Annotated in this window: 19 protein-coding genes; 11 read left to right on the forward strand and 8 right to left on the reverse strand. The window is 75.0% G+C overall.

Annotated elements, in window-relative coordinates:
- Position 1 precedes the first annotated feature (1 nt).
- Genes paaC through paaA form a run of 3 tightly spaced genes read right to left on the reverse strand, consistent with a single transcriptional unit; the run spans position 2 to position 2,369 of the window.
- Positions 2–931 carry a 1,2-phenylacetyl-CoA epoxidase subunit PaaC gene (paaC, locus tag ABT093_RS06090; RefSeq protein ID WP_350560862.1) on the reverse strand — a complete coding sequence of 310 codons (930 nt, stop codon included), beginning with the start codon at positions 929–931 and terminating at the stop codon, positions 2–4.
- Positions 932–948: 17 nt separating this feature from the next.
- The gene (gene paaB / locus ABT093_RS06095) at positions 949–1,242 is read right to left on the reverse strand and encodes a 1,2-phenylacetyl-CoA epoxidase subunit PaaB (protein ID WP_350560864.1); all 294 of its coding nucleotides are present in this window, start codon (positions 1,240–1,242) and stop codon (positions 949–951) included.
- Positions 1,239–2,369 carry a 1,2-phenylacetyl-CoA epoxidase subunit PaaA gene (gene paaA, locus ABT093_RS06100; RefSeq protein WP_350560866.1) on the reverse strand — a complete coding sequence of 377 codons (1,131 nt, stop codon included), beginning with the start codon at positions 2,367–2,369 and terminating at the stop codon, positions 1,239–1,241. The genes paaB and paaA overlap by 4 nt, the downstream gene beginning before the upstream one ends.
- Positions 2,370–2,607: 238 nt before the next feature.
- Here paaA and ABT093_RS06105 point away from each other — a divergent pair, with 238 nt between their 5' ends.
- Complete coding sequence (locus tag ABT093_RS06105) at positions 2,608–3,573, forward strand: aminoglycoside phosphotransferase family protein (RefSeq protein ID WP_350560868.1); 966 nt, start codon at positions 2,608–2,610, stop codon at positions 3,571–3,573.
- A 77-nt stretch (positions 3,574–3,650) separates the two neighbouring features.
- On the opposite strand, the gene def is transcribed toward ABT093_RS06105, so the two are convergent.
- On the reverse strand, positions 3,651–4,301 hold the full coding sequence (gene def / locus ABT093_RS06110) for a peptide deformylase (RefSeq protein WP_350561150.1): 651 nt from the start codon (positions 4,299–4,301) through the stop codon (positions 3,651–3,653).
- A 298-nt stretch (positions 4,302–4,599) separates the two neighbouring features.
- On the opposite strand from def, the gene ABT093_RS06115 reads away from it, so the two are divergent.
- The gene (locus ABT093_RS06115; RefSeq protein WP_350560870.1) at positions 4,600–5,244 is read left to right on the forward strand and encodes a winged helix-turn-helix domain-containing protein; all 645 of its coding nucleotides are present in this window, start codon (positions 4,600–4,602) and stop codon (positions 5,242–5,244) included.
- Between the two features lie 118 nt (positions 5,245–5,362).
- On the opposite strand, the gene ABT093_RS06120 is transcribed toward ABT093_RS06115, so the two are convergent.
- The 3 genes from ABT093_RS06120 to ABT093_RS06130 form a co-directional block, all read right to left on the reverse strand.
- Positions 5,363–6,910: a M20 family metallopeptidase gene (locus tag ABT093_RS06120; RefSeq protein ID WP_350560872.1), complete on the reverse strand. Its 1,548-nt coding sequence runs from the start codon at positions 6,908–6,910 to the stop codon at positions 5,363–5,365.
- A 658-nt stretch (positions 6,911–7,568) separates the two neighbouring features.
- Complete coding sequence (locus tag ABT093_RS06125; protein WP_350560874.1) at positions 7,569–8,228, reverse strand: response regulator; 660 nt, start codon at positions 8,226–8,228, stop codon at positions 7,569–7,571.
- A complete protein-coding gene (locus ABT093_RS06130; RefSeq protein ID WP_350560876.1) occupies positions 8,225–9,823 on the reverse strand; it encodes a sensor histidine kinase in 1,599 nt (532 codons plus the stop codon). Before ABT093_RS06130 ends, ABT093_RS06125 begins: the two co-directional genes overlap by 4 nt.
- 160 nt (positions 9,824–9,983) lie before the next feature.
- On the opposite strand from ABT093_RS06130, the gene ABT093_RS06135 reads away from it, so the two are divergent.
- The 5 genes from ABT093_RS06135 (at position 9,984) to ABT093_RS06155 (ending at position 13,507) form a co-directional block, all read left to right on the forward strand.
- On the forward strand, positions 9,984–10,832 hold the full coding sequence (locus ABT093_RS06135; protein WP_350560878.1) for a class I SAM-dependent methyltransferase: 849 nt from the start codon (positions 9,984–9,986) through the stop codon (positions 10,830–10,832).
- 65 nt (positions 10,833–10,897) lie between these two features.
- Positions 10,898–11,200, forward strand: a complete 303-nt coding sequence (locus ABT093_RS06140) for a GNAT family N-acetyltransferase (protein WP_350560880.1) — start codon at positions 10,898–10,900, stop codon at positions 11,198–11,200.
- A gap of 92 nt (positions 11,201–11,292) precedes the next feature.
- The gene (locus ABT093_RS06145) at positions 11,293–11,661 is read left to right on the forward strand and encodes an aldo-keto reductase family protein (RefSeq protein ID WP_350560882.1); all 369 of its coding nucleotides are present in this window, start codon (positions 11,293–11,295) and stop codon (positions 11,659–11,661) included.
- Between the two features lie 191 nt (positions 11,662–11,852).
- Positions 11,853–12,443, forward strand: a complete 591-nt coding sequence (locus ABT093_RS06150; protein ID WP_350560884.1) for a TetR/AcrR family transcriptional regulator — start codon at positions 11,853–11,855, stop codon at positions 12,441–12,443.
- Positions 12,444–12,565: 122 nt separating this feature from the next.
- Positions 12,566–13,507, forward strand: a complete 942-nt coding sequence (locus ABT093_RS06155; RefSeq protein ID WP_350560886.1) for an ADP-ribosylglycohydrolase family protein — start codon at positions 12,566–12,568, stop codon at positions 13,505–13,507.
- 116 nt (positions 13,508–13,623) lie between these two features.
- Here the strand turns inward: ABT093_RS06155 and ABT093_RS06160 are convergent, their stop codons facing one another.
- Positions 13,624–13,890, reverse strand: coding sequence for a GlsB/YeaQ/YmgE family stress response membrane protein (locus ABT093_RS06160; RefSeq protein ID WP_350560888.1), 267 nt, complete (start codon positions 13,888–13,890; stop codon positions 13,624–13,626).
- Positions 13,891–14,054: 164 nt separating this feature from the next.
- On the opposite strand from ABT093_RS06160, the gene ABT093_RS06165 reads away from it, so the two are divergent.
- The 4 genes from ABT093_RS06165 (at position 14,055) to cas3 (ending at position 19,641) form a co-directional block, all read left to right on the forward strand.
- Positions 14,055–15,296, forward strand: a complete 1,242-nt coding sequence (locus ABT093_RS06165; RefSeq protein ID WP_350560890.1) for a glycosyltransferase — start codon at positions 14,055–14,057, stop codon at positions 15,294–15,296.
- 301 nt (positions 15,297–15,597) lie between these two features.
- A complete protein-coding gene (locus ABT093_RS06170; protein WP_350560892.1) occupies positions 15,598–15,921 on the forward strand; it encodes a serine hydrolase in 324 nt (107 codons plus the stop codon).
- 467 nt (positions 15,922–16,388) lie between these two features.
- Positions 16,389–16,604 (forward strand): hypothetical protein, encoded by a 216-nt coding sequence (locus tag ABT093_RS06175; protein ID WP_350560894.1) that lies wholly within the window; start codon positions 16,389–16,391, stop codon positions 16,602–16,604.
- Between the two features lie 151 nt (positions 16,605–16,755).
- Positions 16,756–19,641: a CRISPR-associated helicase Cas3' gene (gene cas3 / locus ABT093_RS06180; protein WP_350560896.1), complete on the forward strand. Its 2,886-nt coding sequence runs from the start codon at positions 16,756–16,758 to the stop codon at positions 19,639–19,641.
- The last annotated feature ends 6 nt before the right edge of the window (positions 19,642–19,647 follow it).

A 19,647-nucleotide genomic window follows, 5' to 3' on the forward strand; every position in this document is an offset into this window, starting at 1 on the left:
GTCACCACGTCGCACCCGGGTGGGCGCGGGCCACCACCTGCAGCTCGGCGAGCAGCGGACCGAGCGCCTCGGTGTGCACGCCGTCCCGTCCGGCCCGACCGCCGACGGACGCCAGCCCCCGCGCGTCCGGCACCGTCAGCCCCGCCTCCGCGCAGACCGCCGCCACCGCCCGCAGCACCGGCTCGCGCAGCGTCGCCGGGTCCACCCCGGCCCGCAGCTCCACCGGGTGCCCGGTGAACAGTTCCTCGGCCAGCGGCCACACGGCGTCCAGCCCGGCCTGCATCCGCGCGGCCGAGTACGGCGTGCCGTCGCCGAGCCGCAGCGTCCACGCGGTGGCGTACTCACGGTGGTAGGCCAGCTCCTTCGCCCCGCGCGCCGCGACCGCCGCCAGCACCGGGTCGGCGTGCCCGGCCAGCGCCTCGTACAGCGCGCCGCGCGCCGTGGCGAACAGCAGCAGACGGGCGATCGAGTACGCGAAGTCCCCGTTCGGCGCCTCGACCAGGCGGACGTTGCGGAACTCCCGCTCCTCGCGCCAGTACGCCAGGTCGTCCTCGGTGCGCCCGGAGCCGTCCGCCTGGCCGGCCCGGGTGAGCAGCTGGCGGGCCTGGCCGAGCAGGTCGAGGCCGAGGTTGGCGAGCGCCACCTCCTCCTCCAGCTCGGGCGCGCGGGTGCACCACTCGATCAGCCGCTGGGCGAGGATCAGCGCGTCGTCGCCCAGCATCAGGCAGTAGGCGGCGAGGTCGGCGCCGTCCAGGCCGGGCGGCACGGCGGTGTCCACGCCGAGCAGCGGGTCGGCGAAGCCCGTCCCGTACGCCCAGCGGCCCTCGCCCTCGGGCTCGGGGGACGCCTCGGTGAGGCTCAGGTACACGTGGTCGTCGGTGGCGGCGCCGACCGGGTCGGCGGTCGCGGCGTGGGTCAGGTCGTCCGTCATGGTTCGGCTGCTCCCGGTCAGATGTGCGGGACATCCTCGGGGATGTCGTAGAAGGTCGGGTGGCGGTAGACCTTGTCGCCGCTGGGCGCGAAGAACGGGTCGCGCTCGTCCGGGGTGGAGGCGGTGATCGCCTCGGAGCGGACCACCCAGAGGCTGACGCCCTCGTTGCGGCGGGTGTAGAGGTCGCGGGCGGCGAGCAGGGCCATCCGGTCGTCGGGCGCGTGCAGCGAGCCGACGTGCACGTGGTTCAGGCCGCGCCGGGGGCGCACGAACACCTCGTAGAGCGGCCAGCCGGCCTTGGACTCGGTCACTTTCCGTTCTCCTCTTCCGCGTGCTGTCGCGCATCCGTGGTCGCGCCGGCCACGGCGTGCGCGGCTTCGTCGGCGTGCGCGGCTTCGTCGGCGTTCCCGGTGCCCCCGGCGTACCCGGCCTGTCCGGCCTGTCCGGTCTGCTCGGCGCGCCCGTCCTGCCCGGCCTGCTCGGCGCGGCGCTTGGCCGCGTACGCCGTGGCGGCCTCGCGCACCCACGCGCCGTCCTCGTGCGCGGCGCGCCGCCGTTCCACCCGCTGGGCGTTGCACGGGCCCTCGCCGTGGATGACCCGGTTCAGCTCCGACCAGTCCGGCTCGCCGAAGTCCCAGCCGCCGCGCTCCTCGTTCCAGCGCAGCTCGGGGTCGGGCAGCGTGACGCCGAGGTGCTGCGCCTGCGGGACGGTCATGTCGACGAAGCGCCGGCGCAGCTCGTCGTTGGTGTGCCGCTTGATCCGCCAGGCCATCGAGCGGGCGGTGTTCGGCGAGGCGGCGTCCGAGGGACCGAACATCATCAGCGACGGCCACCACCACCGGTCCACCGCGTCCTGCACCATCCGGCGCTGGGCCTCGGTGCCGCGCATCAGCGTCATCAGCAGCTCGTAGCCCTGGCGCTGGTGGAACGACTCCTCCTTGCAGATCCGGACCATGGCGCGGGCGTACGGGCCGTAGCTGCAGCGGCAGAGCGGGACCTGGTTGCAGATCGCGGCGCCGTCGACCAGCCAGCCGATCACGCCGACGTCGGCGAAGGTGAGCGTCGGGTAGTTGAAGATCGACGAGTACTTCTGGCGGCCGGAGATCAGCTTCCCGGTGAGCTCGGCGCGGTCCACGCCGAGGGTCTCGGCGGCGGCGTACAGGTAGAGGCCGTGGCCGGCCTCGTCCTGGGCCTTGGCGAGCAGGATCGCCTTGCGGCGCAGGGACGGGGCGCGGGTGAGCCAGTTGCCCTCGGGCTGCATCCCGATGATCTCGGAGTGCGCGTGCTGGGCGATCTGGCGGACGAGGGTGGCCCGGTAGGCGTCGGGCATCCAGTCGCGGGGCTCGATCCGCTGCTCCGCGGCGATGACGGCCTCGAACGCCTCCTCGAACTCGTCCTCGGGCGACGCCCCGGGCCGCTCGGCCACCTCTGCTGTCACCACGGTCCCCTTTCGCTGGCTCCGTCCCCGGCCGTCCCCGCCCGCTCCCGGGCGTCGGCGGCTCGCCCCGACCGTCCGCCGGAGCAACCGACTGACCGTTCGGTCGGTACCATTGTGCGCGGTGGGGAGGGCGGCTGACAAGGGAGGCCCGCCGGGCGGGCCCCCGGGCGGCGGGCGCCCGCCGCCCGGGGCGGAAAACCGGTGGCCCGGGCCGCGGAGCGGGGGCCAGACTCCCCGCATGACACTGCACACGGACGAGATCCCGGCCGACGCGGACCTGGTCCGGTCCCTGCTGCGGGCGCAGCGGCCCGAGTGGGCCGGCCTGCCGCTGGTGCCGGCGGGCGCGGGCACGGACAACAGCATGTACCGGCTCGGCGAGGAGCTGCTCGTCCGGCTGCCGCGCACCCCGGACGGCGCCCGGTCCCTGCGCAAGGAGCAGGAGTGGCTGCCGCGTCTCGCCCCGCTGCTCGGCCGGGCCGTGCCCGCGCCCGTGCACACCGGGGCGCCGACCGCGGCGTTCCCGCTCGCCTGGTCGGTCTACCGCTGGATCGACGGCGAGGAGGCCGGGCCAGCGAGCGTGCGGGACTGGCCGGCCTTCGGCAGCGACCTCGCGGCGTTCGTCCGGGAGCTGCACGGCCTGGACCTGATGGGCGCGACCCGCGCGGAGGACCTCAGCTGGTACCGCGGTGGCTCGCTGCGGGACTGCGACGCGTGGGTCACCCGGTCCCTCGCGGAGTGCCGCGCATTGGCGGGCGCGGGGGCGGGCGCGGACCTCCCCGACGGGGGCGGCGCGCTCGACGTCGACGCGCTGGAACGGCTGTGGCGGGCCGGGCTCGCGCTGCCGGACCCGTCCGCGCCGCACCGGTGGCTGCACGGGGACCTCAAGCCCACCAACCTCCTGGTCCGGGGCGGCGCGCTGGAGGCGGTCATCGACTTCGGGTGCCTGTCCGTCGGCCACCCGGACGCCGAGCACGCGCCCGTCTGGGACCTGCCGCCCGAGGCGCGCCGGGCCTACTGGGACGCGCTGGACCTCGACGGGCCCACCTGGACGCGCGCCCGCGCCTGGGCGATCGCGGTCGGCGCCGGCGGGATCCCCTACTACTGGCGCACCTATCCGGCCTTCGTCGCCGAATGCCTGGCCCGGCTGCGGGCGATCCTCGCCGACGCGGACCGGGGGTCCGACGCGGACCCGGCGGCCGGCTAGGGCCCGGGGCCGGCGGCCGGCCCCGGGTCCGCGCCAGGTCAGGGCCCCCGCCAGGTCAGGCCCCGTACTGGGGCAGGTCAGCGCAGGGCGGCCAGTTCCTCGGCGCGCGCCGCCCGCTCGGCGAACACCTCCGCCTTGCGCTCCTCCATGCGGCGCAGCGCGGCACGCCGGCCCCGGGCGGCGAGGCGGTCGATGTAGAGACCGCCGCCGAGGTGGTCGCTCTCGTGCTGGAGGCAGCGCGCGAAGTAGCCGCGGCCCTCGACGACCAGTGGCCGGCCGTCGAGGTCCCGGCCGCGGACGACCGCCGTGTCGGGGCGGGCCAGTTCCATGTACGGGCCGGGGACGGAGAGGCAGCCCTCCGCGCCCTCGACGAGCCGGCGCGCCCCGGGCGGCAGGTCGTCGAGCACCGGGTTGAGGATGTGGCCGACGTGGCGGACGCCGTCCTCGTCGTGGCAGTCCCAGACGAAGGCCTGGAGGTCGACGCCGATCTGGTTGGCCGCCAGCCCGACGCCCGCGGCGACCCACATGGCGGCGAACATGTCGTCGATCAGCCGGGCCAGCTCGGGCGTGCCGAACTCGTCCTCCGTCACATCCCGGCACCGCCGGTGCAGGACGTCCTCCCCGACGACGGTGATGCGCCGCACCTCGCCCCGCAACGCCTCCGGCGGCACCTCGGGGTACCCGCTCACCACTTCGCCCTGCACCCGCACCTGCCCCCGGCCCCGCATCGCCCGCTCGGCCCGTTCCGCCGATTCGCGTCGTGCCACGACCCGCTCTCCCCTCCGTGCTCTCCGTGGTCCCCGTCTCACCGCATCGCGTCCCGGGCGCCGCCGCCACCGCCTGCCGCTACCGGGCCGTCGCTTCCTGCACTTTGCAGAGTCTGCGCTTTGCAAAGTGCAGCGCGAAGGAGTCGGCGGAGCCGAACGACACTACGTGGTGCCATGTTCTCCCAGGTCAGCACCCCATGGCATCAGGCGGTGTGCTCGACACTTGCCAAGACACTTTGCAAAGTAGCATCTTTGCAAAGTGACCACCCGCCAGAATCCCGCAGAACCGGCCACCTTCCCGGTCGGGGCGCCCACCCGGCCGCTGCCGCACCACGCCGTCCGCGTCGCGCTGCTCGACCTGATCGCCGAGTGGGGCAGCATCACCTCGAACCAGGCCGCGCAGATGATCCGCCAGAGTTCCGGGACGTGTTCCTTCCACCTGCGCCAGCTGGCCCGGTACGGGCTGATCGAGGAGGCGCCGACCGGGGACGGCCGCTCTCGGCCGTGGCGGCTGCGCTGGGAGGGCTCGCTCATGCCGCCCGGTTCGGCCGAGGAGCCGGCCGGCCGGAGCGCACACGACCTGAGCCCCGAGCTTGCGGGCGATCTGGAGGACGGCAGCTACCGGAACTGGCTCGCCAACCGGTCCGCCGCGCCCGCCGACTGGCAGCGGGACCAGACCTCCAGCGACGTCCTGCACCTCACCGCCGACGAACTCGCCGACCTCGGCGCCGCCGTCCGCGCCCTGCTCGCGCCCTACCGGCAGCGCGGGCCGCGCGCCGGGACCCGCCCCGTGGCGGCGGTCACCCGACTCTTCCCCCTGCTCGCGAACGCCGAGACCGAGACCGGCACGGACACGGACGCGGGCGCCGGCCCCGGGGCCGGGGGCCAAGCGGGTCCGCACTGACGGACGGCGGTCGGCAGATCCCGGGGATCTGCCGACCGCCGCCGTCACGACCCGCCCTCACCGCCACCGTCACGACCGGCTACCGGCCGGTCGCCGACCGACGGGCGGGGCCGCCTGCTCAGCCCTCCGAGCGGTCGCGCAGCCGCGGGAGCGGGACGGCCAGCATCGCCGCCAGCAGCGCGATCCGCGGTGCCAGCTGGTCGATCCGGATGTGCTCGTGCCGGGCGTGCGCACCCGCGCCGACGGCGCCGAAGCCGTCGAGCGTCGGGAGTCCGCGCGAACCCGGCAGGTTGGTGTCGCCCGCGCCGCCCGCCGGACCGCCGTCCAGCGGCTGCCCCAGTGCCGCCGCGAGCGAACGGACGTGGCGCAGCAACGGGTTGGCGGAGCGCTCGGGCCAGGCGGGACGGCTGGACAGCACCTCGGTCCGCACCCGGGCGCCGGGCCGGAGCGCGGTCAGCCGGGCGAGGTTGTCGAGGGTGCGGCGCTGTGCCTCGGTGGTGGCGAAGCGCAGGCCGAGTTCGGCCTCGGCCCGGCCGGCGATCACGTTGGCGCGGGTGCCGCCGCTGATCCGGCCCGCGTTGAGCTCGGTGCCGGGCAGGCTGGCCAGGCCTCGGACGGCCACCAGCTGGTCGACGAGTTCGTCGACCGCCGAGACCCCCTGGGTGGCGTCATTGCCCGCGTGCGCCTCGCGTCCGGTGACGGTGAGCCGTACGCGGGTGGAGCCGCGGCGGGCGGTCTTGAGCCGGCCGTCCGGGTGCGGGGGCTCCAGACCGAGCACGGCGCCGGCTCCGCGCAATTGGCGTTCGACGAGGCGCCGGCCGTCCGGGCTGCCGACCTCCTCGTCGGAGACCACGACCAGGCGCACGGTGCGGTGCGGGCGTTGGCCGAGGTCGGCGAGGAGGGCGAACGCGCCTTCGAGGATGGCGAGTCCGCCCTTCATGTCGACCACGCCGGGGCCGCTGAGGGTGCCGTCCTGTTCGGTGACCGGCCAGTCGGTGAGGATGCCGGCGGGCCAGACCGTGTCGTGGTGGCCGACCACGAGCAGGTGCGGCAGGCTCTCGTCCCGCCCGTCCCACTGGAGGACCAGGTGGTCGCCGGCGGGGCCGGGTTCGCGCTGGACGGTGGCCCCGGTCGCACGGAACCCGGCGGCCAACTCCTCCGCGAGCGCGTCGAGTCGGGGTGCGTCGCCACTGGGGGATTCGATCCTGGCCAGGTCCGCGCAGCGTTTCCGGACCGCTCCGGCGAGGGTGCGGGCGCGGGTGGTGAGGGCCCGGGGCAGACCGGGAAGCGCGGCGGTGGGGCCGGGTTGGCCCTCGCTGTCGGGGACGGCCGGAGCGTGGGGGGCCGCTGCGGGGGGTGGCGCGGCGGCGGGTGCGGGGGTGGCCGGGGCGAGGGCGGTGCGGGCGGTCCTGGTCGGTTCGGCCGTGGTGACGGCGGAGGCCGGGGCGGTATTGGCGGGGGTGGTGCCGGTTCCGGTCGCGGGGGCTGCGGTGACTGCGGGTACGGCGGTGACTGCGGTGATCGTGCCGGCGGTGGCGCCGGCGGTGGCGCCTTGGGCTGCGCCCTGGTTGGTGACGCCTTGCGTGGTGGTGGCGGCAAGGGCGGTGGGAGCTACGGCGGTCGGGGCGGCCGTCGCGGTGGACGGGCGGACGGCTTGAGGACTCAACGCTCGCCTCCGCGGCCGCCGCCGGTATACAGCGGCCGGGCGGGTCGGCCGGACCAGGTCGCCGGGCGGACGGGCCCGGCCTCGACTGCGGGACAGCGGAGGGGGCCCTCCGGTCCAAATGCGCTGGAACGGCTGGGCGGCGTCTGTGGCATGTGCGTCCTCCTCGCTCGATCCGGTGGCCCCGATCGTCCCGGGGCCTCCGTGGACGGCGGCTTCCCTTACGGCGGGCGCAGAACCGCGCATCACCGCAGGGAAGCCGAGATGTGAGCCTAGAAGAACCGTTCGGTTTCCTGCGAGGTGGCCCTGCTCCCAGCGTGCCGGACCCGGGTCCCGCCCCGGTGCGCGGCCGCGGGACGCGGTCGGCGCACGGCGCGCGAATCTGGCCCGGCGCGCGGGCGCGGTCGCCGGATCGCGCCCACTTCCACCATGGACCCGGGCCGGGGGTTCGGCAGCGCGGGACGCCAAGGCGCGCCTTTTCCAAGCCAGATGGGTGATGGCGGATCGGTGGAGAGTACGGCGTGGCGCTGATCGGAAGCAGTCGGAGCGGGATGATTCGCCGCGAACGGTGGTGGATGCGGAGGAGTCTGGACGGAACGGTCGGAGCGGACCGGGGCACCGGTGATCGCGACCGTCGTCCGCCGCGGCGGACGACGGTTGGTCAGAGGGAGTCGCCGACCACACCCGCGTCCCGGGCGAGCAACGCCGCCTGGACGCGGTTGCCGACGCCCAGTCCGGTGAGGATCCGGCTGACGTGTGCCTTGACCGTGCTCTCGCGCATGCCGAGGGCGAGCGCGATCTCGGCGTTGGAGCGGCCGACGGCGAGTTCGCGCAGCACGTCGTTCTCGCGCGGGGTGAGGGCGGCCAACCGGCTGCGGGCGGACACCGCGCGCGGCGCACCGGTGCGGTGGTAGCGGTCGATGAGCCTGCGGGCGGCGGCCGGGTGGAGCATGCCCTGTCCGCCGGCGACGACGTGGACGGCGCGGGCGATCTCGGCCGGCGGGGTGTCCTTGAGCAGGAAGCCGTCGGCACCGGCGGCGAGGGCCCGGTAGACGTACTCGTCGAGGTCGAAGGTGGTGAGCGCGATGACGCGTGGGGCGTCGGTCAGCTCGCGCAGCCGGCGGGTCGCGGCGATGCCGTCGAGCCGGGGCATCCGGATGTCCATGAGGGCGACGTCGATGCGGTGCCGTCCGGCGAGTTCGACGGCCTCCAGACCGTCGGCGGCCTCGGCGACGACCGTGAGCTCCGGGTCCTGGGCGAGCAGGTCGACGAGCCCGAGCCGGACCAGCGCGTCGTCGTCGACCACCATCGTGCGGATCACGTCGCCTCACTCGGTGGGTTCGGGGGCGGGGGCACAGTTGGGGGCGGGGGCACGGTTGGGGGCGGGTCGGCCGGTCCGGGGCTCGGTGCCGTGCGGTCCGGCGGCCGTGCGGGCGGGCGGACCGGTGGCCGGTGCGGGGCGGGGAGGCGGGCGGAGAGGCGGAAGCCGCCGCTGCCGTCGGGCCCCGCGTCGAAGTACCCGCCGAGGGCGCCGACCCGTTCGCCCAGCCCCACCAGGCCGTAGCCACTGCCGGTGCAGGCACCGGACGGTGCCGGGTCGCCCGCGCCGTTGTGCACCTCGACGGTCGTGGCGGGCGCCCCGTACTGGACGCGGACGGTGACCGGCGCGGTGTGCGCGTACTTGCGCGCGTTGGTCAACGCCTCCTGGACGACGCGGTGCACGGCCAGCCGGTGGGTGGTCGGGATGCTCTCCGGGTCTCCGGCGAGGGCGAGTTCCACGCGCTGGCCCGCGTCGGTGGCCTCGCCGACGAGTTCGGCGAGGTCGCGCAGGGCGGGTGCGGCGACGGCCCTGGAGTCGGCGCGGCGGGAGGGCGGCACGTCGGCACCGGCGTGGTCGGACGGTGGCGGTGGCGGTGGCGGGGGCTGGGCAGCCCGCTCGGACGGGTCCGGCAGGACGGCCTGGACAGGTGGACCAGGTCGGCCGGGCGGTCCGGGTGGAGCCGCCCGAGCCGGTGAATCGGCCGGCTCCGACAGGTCGGGCCGGTCCGGCGGATCGGCGCGCAGGGCACCGAGGACGTCCCGCAGATCGTCGAGCGACCGGGCGGCCGTCGCCCGGAGCAGTTCCAGGCGGTGGGCGAGGCGCACGGGGTCGTCCGCCACGGTGCCGGCGCGGGCCTGGTCGCGCAGCACGCCGGCGTGCAGCACGAGGAGGCTGAGCCGGTGGGCGAGGACGTCGTGCATCTCGCGGGCGATCCGGGCGCGTTCGGCGGCGCGGGCCTGCTCGGCGCGCAGCTCGCGTTCGCGGCGCAGCGCGTCGACCTTGGCGTGCAGGGTGCGGATCAGCGCGCGACGGCCGTGCAGCCACAGGCCGAGGGAGACGGCGGCGACCTCGACCAGGAGTTGGGACCCGGTGATGCCGGCCCAGCCGATGACGGAGTCGGCGCGGACCACGCTGAGCGCCGCGGTCACGGCTCCGGCGGCGAGGGCCGGGCCGGTGCGGCCCGTCGCGGCCAGGTGGAAGACGCTGAACAGGCTGGGGAAGGCGCGGTTGAGCAGCCCGCCGACCAGGACGGGCAGCACCGCGGCGGCGACCGGTTGGCGGCGGGCGAGGAGGAGGGAGAGCGAGGCGAGGGCGGCGCCGGCGACTCGCAGCGGGCGCAGGGGCAGGTCGGGGCTGAGCCACTGGGCTGCGCTCTCTTCGAGGGCGAGCACGAGGACGGTGGCGAACAGGAGCGATTCGATCAGCCGGTTGCGGCCGGGGGCGTACCAGCCGAGGAGCATGGTGCGTCCGGGGCGCGGCGCCTCCGGTGGGTGAACCGGCCAGAACAGGCGAACGGACCGGGACAGGCGGGGCGGGCGGGCCGGGTGGGTCGGGCGGGCCGGGTGGGGCGTACGTGTCAGGTGATCGGTGGTCATCCGGTCCTCCCTTCCATGGCGGTTCAGGGTCCTGATGCTACGGCGTGGCGGTGGGCCGTGGCCCCTGACGAACGACCAGTGACACCCTCGACTTTCGTCGGGGGTGCGGGCGGTCGGTCGGCCGATTCCGGGAGGTCGGGACGTCTTTAGCTTCAGGGTCATGACGACCGATCAGCTCCGTCCCGGCCCTGCTCCCGATCCTGCTCCCGACCCCGATCCGGTCCCCCGTTCCGCGGTCTCCTCCGCCGCTCCCCGACCGGGTGGCGGCGAGGGCTGGTTCTTCCTCTCCGAGGCGCTGCGCACCTTCCGGCTGACGGGCGCGGTGGCGCCGAGCGGGGCGGATCTGGTGAACGCGCTGATCGTCCCGGCGACGAGCCGTCCGGACCGGCCGATCTCGGTGCTGGAGGTCGGGGCCGGGACGGGGGCGGTGACCCGCCGGCTGGTGCGGGTGCTGCGGGCGGGCGACCGGCTGCACGCGGTGGAGTCCAACCCCCGGTTCGCGCAACGGCTCCGGGCGGATCCGGAGCTGGCGCGGCGCGGGCCCGAGCTGGGGCTTCGGGTGTCGGAGTGCCGGGTGCAGGACCTCCCGGAGGCCAGCGCGGCGCGGCCGGACGGCAGCGGCGACGGGGCCGGCGGCGGAACCGGCGCGGCCGCCGAGCGGTACGACGTGATCGTGTCGGGTCTGCCGTTCACCAACTTCGAACCGGCGGAGGTCCGGCGCATCCTCGACCTCTATCTGCGGCTGTTGCGGCCCGGCGGCGAGCTGACGTACTTCGGCTATCTGGGGACGTCGGCGGCGCGGCTGGTGACCTCGGGGCCGCGCCGGGGTGCGCGGCACCGGGCGGTGGTGCGGTTGCTGCGGCGGTTCGAGCAGGAGTACGGACTGGGGAGCCGGACGGCGTGGCGGAACGTTCCGCCGGCGCGGGCGTACCTGCTGCGCGCACCGGGCGGGGTCCGGGACGCGGCGGCGGGCGGGGCGGCGGGCGGGGCGGCGGCCCCCGCTCGATGATGGACCGGGGCCGTCGGCCGCGGCTCCGTGGCGAACAGTGGTGGCAAGCAGTGAGGAGTCCGCACATGACGGTCACGATCCGTGACGCCGAGGGCGCGAGCCGGTTCGAGGCCTGGGTGGACGACACCCTGGCCGGGTTCGCGGAGTACCTGCGCAGCGACGAGCTGGTCGTGTACCCGCACACGGTGGTCGAGCCGGCGTACGAGGGACAGGGCATCGGCAGCACGCTGGCGCGCGCCGCACTGGACGACGCGCGGGCACGGGGGCTGGCGGTGCTGGCGACGTGCCCGTTCATCAAGGCATGGATGCTGCGGCACCCCGAGTACGTCGACCTGGCGTACGAGAACCGGAGCCGGGTGAGCGACTGAGGCGTCGACGGACGGCCGGCGAGGCGGGGTCCCCCGGTCACCGGTAACAGCTGACGACTGACAACTGACAGATTTCAGATGACAGATAACAGATGACAGATTTTGAAATCTGTCAGCACCGGGACGCTGCGCCGCGCCGCCGTCCACCCCGTCGACGTGGTCGGCGCGCAGACGGCGCGGCCCACAACCTCCGGCTCGTCGAGGCCCCGCCGGCGGTCGCCGCCGATCGGATCGCCACCGTCGCGCAGCTCGCGACCGCCCGGGTCGCCCCGCGCCGGGAGAACCTGGTCCCCCTGGTCGGCGCCCGGCGCCGAGACCGGCCCGCCGAGGCGCTCGGCGCGCCGGACGTCCCCCTCACCGAGGCCGACCTCCCGGCCGTCAAGACGGCGGTACCCGCCGGATCCGCGACCGGGGAACGGTACGCTGCCGCCCGGATGGCCCATCTCGACAGCGAGCGCTGAGCCGCGGCCCCGCCCGCGGCGGGCACCCCGTCACGGGCGGGGCCGTCCGCACCCGCACCGCCTCGCACCGCCCCGCGTCACCTCCACCACCCGCACGACCCACACGACCCGCCGACGGCCGCCGCTCCGGCCGACCGCCCGTCCGCCGCACCCGGCGGGCGGACGCCTCACCCGTAAGGACGAACCGCCCCGTGGCCACGGACAGCGCACTCACCACCGAACAGATCCTGAGCGCGACGGAGGACGCCCTCAGGCGGTTCGGTTCCACCAAGGCCACCGTCGTCGACGTCGCCCGCACCCTCGGCGTCAGCCACGGCAGCGTCTACCGCTTCTTCCCGAGCAAGGCGGCGCTGCGCGAGGCCGTCACCCAGCGCTGGCTCGCCCAGGCCCACGACGACCTGCGCTTCATCGCCATCGAGCCCGGCCCGGCCGCCGAACGCCTGCACCGGTGGCTGACCACGCTGTTCACCGCCAAGCGCAAGAAGGCCCTCGACGACCCGCAGCTCTTCGCGACCTACCTGACGCTGGCCGGCGAGGCGAGCCACGTCGTCGACGGCCACCTGACGGCGCTGGTCGACCAGATCGGCCAGATCGTCCAGGACGGCATCCAGACCGGCGAGTTCCGGCACACGCCGGTCAACGCGACCGCCCGCGCCGTGCTCGAGGCGACCGCCCACTTCCACGACCCCGCCCACGCGTCCGGCTGGTCGGACCCGGCGGTCGAGGACCGCTTCGAGGCCGTCCGCAAGCTCGTCCTGCGCGGCCTGGCGGCCGACGCCTGACCACTCCCGTCCCGGCGCGGGCAGCCCGGGGCGGCACGATAGCCGCTGGCCACCGCCCGCGCCCGGCCGGCGGACTGGCGCACGACGAACCGATCCCCTCGGAGCCCCGCTCGGAGAACGACATGCGCACCACCGGCCCGGGGCCCGGCCCCGCCACCGGCCCGACCCCCGGCCCCGCCCTCGACAGTCTGCAGGGCCTCGCCCTCGGCGACGCGTTCGGCGACCGCTGGTTCGCCGTCCCCGTCGACGAGGCGCCCGTCGCGCTCGCGGCCCGGCTGGCCCGGCCCGCGCCGTGGCACTGGACGGACGACACCGCCATGGCGATCGTCCTGCTCCGCCACCTGCGCACCCGCGGCGAGGTCCACCAGGACGCGCTGGCCCGGGAGTTCGCCGCCGAGTACACCCGCGAGCACGGCCGCAAGTACGGGCCGTCGATGCACCGCGTGCTGCGCGAGATCCACGCCGGCGCCGACTGGCGCGCGGTCACCTCGGGCCAGTTCGGGGGCCAGGGCTCGTACGGGAACGGCGCGGCGATGCGGGTGGCGCCGCTCGGCGCGTGGCTCGCCCACGACCTCGGCGCCGTCGCCCGCCAGGCCGAACTCCAGGCCCGCACCACGCACTTCCACCCGGAGGCGGTCGCCGGTGCGGTCGCCGTCGCGCTGGCGGCCGCCCTCGCCACGCGCAGCCGTGGAGGGGACGCTCCGGCGAGAGCGGAGCTGCTCGACGAGGTCGCCGGCCGGCTGCCGGAGAGCGACGTGCGCTCCGGCCTGCGGATCGCGGCCCGGCTGCCGGCCGGCACCTCCGTCCGGCACGCGGCGCACGTCCTCGGCTCGGGGGCGCGGATCTCGGCGCCGGACACGGTGCCGTTCGCCCTGTGGTCCGCCGCCGGGCACCCGGACTCCCTGCCCGACGCCCTCTGGCACACCCTGGAGGGCTGGGGCGATATGGACACCACCACCGCCATCGCCGGCGGCGTGGTCGCCGCCCGCACCGGGACCGCCGGGGTGCCCGCCTCCTGGCTGGCCGCCCGCGAGGAGCTGCCGCCCGACCTCCTGGCCGGCTGACCGGCACCCTCACCTGCCCGTACGGACGGGCCGGCCGCGCATCCCGCGCGGCCGGCCCGGATCCGTCGCCCTCGCCCCGTCCTCAGTCCTTCTCCCGCTTCAGTCCTTCTCCCGCCTCAGTCCCTCGAGTGGCCGAAGACGATCCGGTAGAGGATCAGCAGCACCAGCGCGCCGCCGATCGCGGACGCCCAGGTCGCCAGGTCGAAGAAGTGGGCCGTCACCTCTCGGTGCAGGAACTTCGAGGAGATCCAGCCGCCGACGAACGAGCCGGCGATGCCGATCAGGGTGGTCACCACCGCGCCACCCGGGTCCCGGCCCGGCAGCAGCAGCTTGGCCAGGGCCCCGGCCACCAGACCCAGCACGATCCATGCGACGAAGCTCATCCGCGCCCTCCCGCCCTCCGGTCCGTACGGCGGCCCCGTGCACGCCGTACTGCCTGCAAGGACGCCACTCCGCCGTCCGGCGGTTCCCGCCGCACCTACCCCGCTGGCGGGGCGGCTGGCGCGGCGTCCTTCTCCGGACCCGGCTACCCCGCGATACTGCGCCCATGCGCATCCTGATCGCCACCGCCGGCTCACGGGGCGACGTCGCCCCCTTCACCGGGCTCGGCGCCCGCCTCGGCGCGGCCGGCCATCAGGTGGCGCTCGCCACCCACACGACCTTCGCCGACTCCGTGCGCGCCGCCGGACTGGAGTTCCGCCCGCTGCCCGTCGACCCGCGCGCCGAACTCGCCTCCACCGGCGGCAGGCGACTCCTGCGCACCGGGACAGGACCGCTCGGCATCATCCAGCTGTCCCGCCTGGCCCGGAGGTTCATGCCCGCCCTCGGCGCGGGCATCGCCGCCGCGACCGAACCGGGCGCCGACCTCCTGCTCACCTCCAGCACCACGGCCGAGCTCGGCCAGGTCGTCGCCGAGGCCGCGGGCATCCCGAACATCGCCCTCAACCTCCAACCACTCACTCCCACCCGCGAGTTCGCCCCGGCCGTCACCGGAACCCGCTCCCTCGGCGGGCCCGGCAACCTGCTCGCCGGCCACGCCGTCCAGGCCGCCGTCGACCGCCTCTTCGCCCCGGCCGTGCGCGGCCTACGACGCCAACTCGGCCTGCCGCAGCGCTCCGTGGCGCACGCCCGCCGCCACCGCACCGTGCTGCACGGCTTCTCGCCACGGGTCGTCCCGCGCCCCGCCGACTGGCACCCGTCCCACCAGGTCACGGGCTACTGGTGGCCGGCCACCGACCCCGGATGGCAACCCCCGCACCGTCTCCTGGACTTCCTCGCCGCCGGACCCCCGCCCGTCTACATCGGCTTCGGCAGCCTCGTCGTCCCCGATCCCGAACGCCTCACCGCCACCGTCCTCGCCGCCGTCCGCGCGGCCCGCGTCCGCGCCGTCCTCCAGTCCGGCTGGAGCGGCCTCGCCGCACCCGACGGCCACGAGGACGTCCTCACCATCGGCGACACCCCGCACGAATGGCTCCTCCCCCGCATGGCCGCCACCGTCCACCACGCGGGCGCGGGCACCACCGCCGCCACCCTGCGCGCCGGCATCCCCACCGTCCCCGTCCCCGCCCAACTCGACGCCCCCTTCTGGTCCGCCCGCCTCACCCGCCTCGGCACCTCCCCCGGCCCCGTCCCGCTCCCCCAGCTCACCCCCACCCGCCTCGCCACCGCCATCCGCCGAGCCCTCGACACCCCCCACCACCGCACCCGCGCCCAATCCATCGCCGCCGTCCTGAAGACGGAGGACGGCCCCGCCCGCGTCCTCGCCACAATCGCCCGCCTCGCCGGATAGCCCGTCCTGGCGGTGGCGCCGGTACCGGGAATACGAGCAGTGCCCGATCCGAGGGACGTTGGAGATACCGCCTCACCCACGCAACGAAGCCCAGCTCACGAACTCTGCTCCGCACCCGTGCGGGGTCGCCCCAGCGGCCGGACGACGAGGGAGACACCATTGGAGCTGCGACCAGGTCGACGTCGGATTCTGGGCGGAGTCGCCGCGGCTGCTCTGGCAGGCGCGCTCCCTGCCGCCGGACAGGCCTTCGCGCGGGGCGGAGTCGAGACCGAGGAAGGACTCGCCGACCGACTGCGCGCACTTGAGCAGGCGCATTCGGCGCGGTTGGGGGTCTTCGCGCGCGACACGGTCACCCGCCCCCGACCGCCACCGCCTGACCAGCTGGCTGTTGAGCAACACGACCGGCGCCAACCGCCTTCGCGCCGGCCTGCCGAAGGACTGGACCGTCGCGGAGAAGACGGGCACCGGCGGCTACGGCACCACCAACGACGTCGGCATCACCTGGCCCCCACGCCGCGGACCGATCACACTCGCGGTCCTGTTTACCAAACCCGAGCCCACCGCACCCGCCGACGAGCGGCTACTGGCAGAGACGGCCTCCCTGATCGCGACCGCACTCACCTGAGCGCCAGCTGCAACAGCTGGCCACCTCGCGTTCGAACCTTGCCCCACCGCTTCACCGAGCACGCGCTGCTCGCATCCCGGACTCGACCTGCTCCCCGCGCATGCGGGCTTGGCAGTACCGACGAGTACAGGAGAACCCAACACGACCGCCGCCGGCTCGCCGAGGGATCGGCTCGGCGCGAACGGCTTGCCCGAGCTTCGCTGTGCAATGTCAGGGCGGCTCCACCGAACAGCGTTGTCCGGGCGAAGAAGGCTTCAACGCTACTGTGCAGAAGCCGAGTTGGTATCGATCTTGATGTGCCCGAGGGTGATCTTCGGCTCGTGATCCGACTCTCCGTCAGATCACTTCAGCGAGCGAGCGCCCACGCCTCTCCGCCGACTTCCCGTCCAAACGAGGACGGCCGGGCCCACTGCTCCTGCGAAGAACAATGGCGGCCCCGGCCTACCCTCCATCGAAGGAGTGCCTTGATGGCGACTCGTACGGCCCAACGCCCGCAAGATCAAAAGCTCATCACAGCCCTCGCGGCCCTGCTGGCAGCCTGCGTGTCAGCAGGGATGGGATCCGGCGAAGCCGTCGACGTCGGCATCCCCGTCGTGGTAGCCGTGGTGGTCGTGTCCGTCATCGTTACGGCCACCATCCGCGCCATCGCCCCTCACAGCAGGCGCCGGCAGAACCGCCGCTGAGACAGCGGGTGTGCGCACCGCGAACAGCGGTGCGCGCACCCGGCGGCCGGGGGCACCGGCAGCAGCGCGCCGCGATCGGTCACCTCCGTGCAGGACCGTTCACTTCTGATCTTCCGAGCCCCTAGGAGCAGCGCCCGTGTTGAATGACGGCGTGACTGGAGCGTCTTCCGGTCCGGGGCTCTCCGCGCGGTTGTCCGATGCCGCTCGTGCCGTCTGGGCCAAGTCCGACAAGGACACCGGTGGGTGGTTGCCGCTGTGGCGGCACATGGCGGACAGTGGGGCTGTCGCGGGGCGGTTGTGGGACGAGTGGCTTCCGAGGAACGTGCGGGAGTTGATCGCCGGGGCGGTCGGAGGCGATCACGGGCGGGCGCGGGAGCTCGCGGTGTGGTTGGCGGCCACGCATGACATCGGGAAGGCGACGCCCGCGTTCGCGTGTCAGGTCGACGGGCTCGCCGACCGGATGCGGGAAGCCGGGCTGGCGATGCACGACCAGAGGCGGTACGGCGACGACCGGCGGATGGCGCCGCACGGGCCGGCCGGTCAACTGCTGCTCCAGAAATGGCTGGTGGAACGGCACGGCTGGGCCCGCCGTACCGCCGGGCAGTGGGCGGTGGTGGCCGGCGGGCATCACGGCGTGCCGCCGGGCCACGGCCAGCTGCACGCGCTCGAACTTCGCGAGGACCTGCTCCGCACCCCGGGAAAGAGCGAACCGCTGTGGCGCAGCGTGCAGTTCGAGATTCTCGACGCGTGCACGGAGGTACTCGGGGCCGCCGGTCCGCTGGATGCCATCAGGGACGTCAGGCTGCCGCAGCCGGTGCAGGTGCTCCTGACCGGCGTCGTCATCATGGCCGACTGGATCGCCAGCAATCCGGATCTCTTTCCGTACTTCCCCGAGGACCGGCCCCGCTCGGAGGAAGAGCGCATCGAATCGGCGTGGGACGGACTACAGTTGCCGCCCGCCTGGGAGGCGGAGGAATCCCTCCTCGACGCAGCCGATCTGATGAGCGCGCGGTTCGATCTGCCGCCGGGCAGCGCGCCACGCCCCGTGCAGGAGGAGGCCGTCCGGCTGGCGCGCGAGCTGCCCGTGCCGGGGCTGCTGGTGATCGAGGCGCCGATGGGCGAGGGGAAGACCGAGGCGGCGCTCGCCGTCGCCGAGATCTTCGCCGCCAGGACCGGCGCGGGCGGGTGCTACGTCGCGCTGCCGACCCGCGCGACCGCCAACGCGATGTTCCCCCGCCTCACCGCATGGCTGGACCACCTGCCCGCCGACGGTGACCGGACCGTCTTCCTCGCCCACGCGAAGGCGGCGCTCAACGACGAGTACGCCGGCATGATGGCCGCCGACCGCCGCCGGATCGCGGCCGTGGACGTCGACGGCCCCAAGGCCTCCGGCCACCGCGCACAGCGGAAGAACGCCGGACTGATCGCCCACCAGTGGCTGCGGGGGCGCAAGAAGGGCATGCTCGCGTCCTTCGCGGTCGGCACGATCGACCAGGTGCTCTTCGCCGGCCTCAAGAACCGGCACCTCGCACTGCGCCATCTCGCGCTCGCCGGCAAGGTCGTCGTGATCGACGAAGTGCACGCCAACGACGCCTACATGAACACCTACCTGGAGCGGGTGCTCGCCTGGCTCGGCGCGTACCGGGTGCCGGTGGTGATGCTGTCGGCCACCCTGCCGGCCTCCACCCGGCGTGCCCTGGTCCGGGCGTACTGCGGGACGGGCGACGACGGGCAGGTGCCGGCCAACGCCGGCTATCCACTGCTCACCGCCGTCGCGCCGGGACACCCGCCCCTGACCCGCCGCCCCGCCGCCGACGCCGCCCGGCGGACGTCCGTCCGCCTCGAACCGCTGGACGACGACCTCACCTCGCTCACCGACCGCTTGGCGACGGAACTCGCCGACGGCGGCTGCGCCTTGGTGATCCGCAACACCGTCGACCGGGTCCTGGAGGCCGCCGAGCGGCTGCGCGAGCGGTTCGGGGACGACGCCGTCACCGTCGCGCACGCGCGTTTCGTCGACCTCGACCGGGCCCGGAAGGACGACGGTCTGCTGGCCCGGTTCGGACCCGACGGGGACCGGCCGCGCGGGCCGCACGTCGTCGTCGCCAGCCAGGTGGCCGAGCAGTCGCTCGACGTCGACTTCGACATCATGGTGACGGACCTGTGCCCGGTCGACCTGATGCTCCAGCGCGTGGGCCGCCTGCACCGCCACCGGCGCGGAGCGGGGCAGAGCGCCCGGCCGGCGGGACTTCGGACGGCGCGCTGCCTGGTCACCGGCGTGGATTGGGCAGCGCAGCCCCACCCCGCCCCCGTCAGGGGCTCGGCCTCCGTCTACGGCGTGCACCACCTCCTGCGGTCGGCGGCCGTGCTGTGGCCGCACCTGGCGGACGGAGCGCCCCTCTCGCTCCCGGACGGCATCGACGCGCTCGTCCAGCGCGCCTACGGCGACGAGCCGCTCGGCCCGCCCTCGTGGAGCGAGGCGATGACCGAGGCGGCGCGGGCGCAGCGCCTCGCCGACGCCCAGCAGGCGGCGCGCGCCGAGGTGTTCCGGCTGGACGAGGTGCGCCCGCCGGGGCGGTCGCTGGTGGGCTGGCTGGACGCCGGGGTCGGCGACGTGGACGACCGTCGGCCCGGTCGGGCCCAGGTGCGCGACGGGGACGAGAGCCTGGAGGTGATGGTGGCGATGCGCCGTGCGGACGGCAGGCTCACCACCCTCCCCTGGCTGGACAGGGGGCGCGGCGGCCTGCCGTTGCCGACCGAGACCGTGCCCACGTGGAACGCCGCCCAGGCCCTGGCGGCGAGCAGTATGCGGCTCCCCTACCACTTCTCCAAGCCCTGGGTGATCGACAAGGCGATCGGCGAGCTGGAGCAACTGTTCGTCCCCGCCTGGCAGGTCAAGGAGTGTCCGCAGCTCGACGGCGAGCTGGTGCTGCTGCTCGACGAGGAGGGCCGGGCCGAACTGGCGGGATTCGAGCTGGAGTACAACCCGAGCGACGGTCTGGCGGTGCATCCGGCCGGAGCCCGTGATGTGAGGTAGGTGAAG

The organism is Kitasatospora sp. NPDC002551 (assembly GCF_040296005.1).
Classification (GTDB): Bacteria; Actinomycetota; Actinomycetes; order Streptomycetales; family Streptomycetaceae; genus Kitasatospora.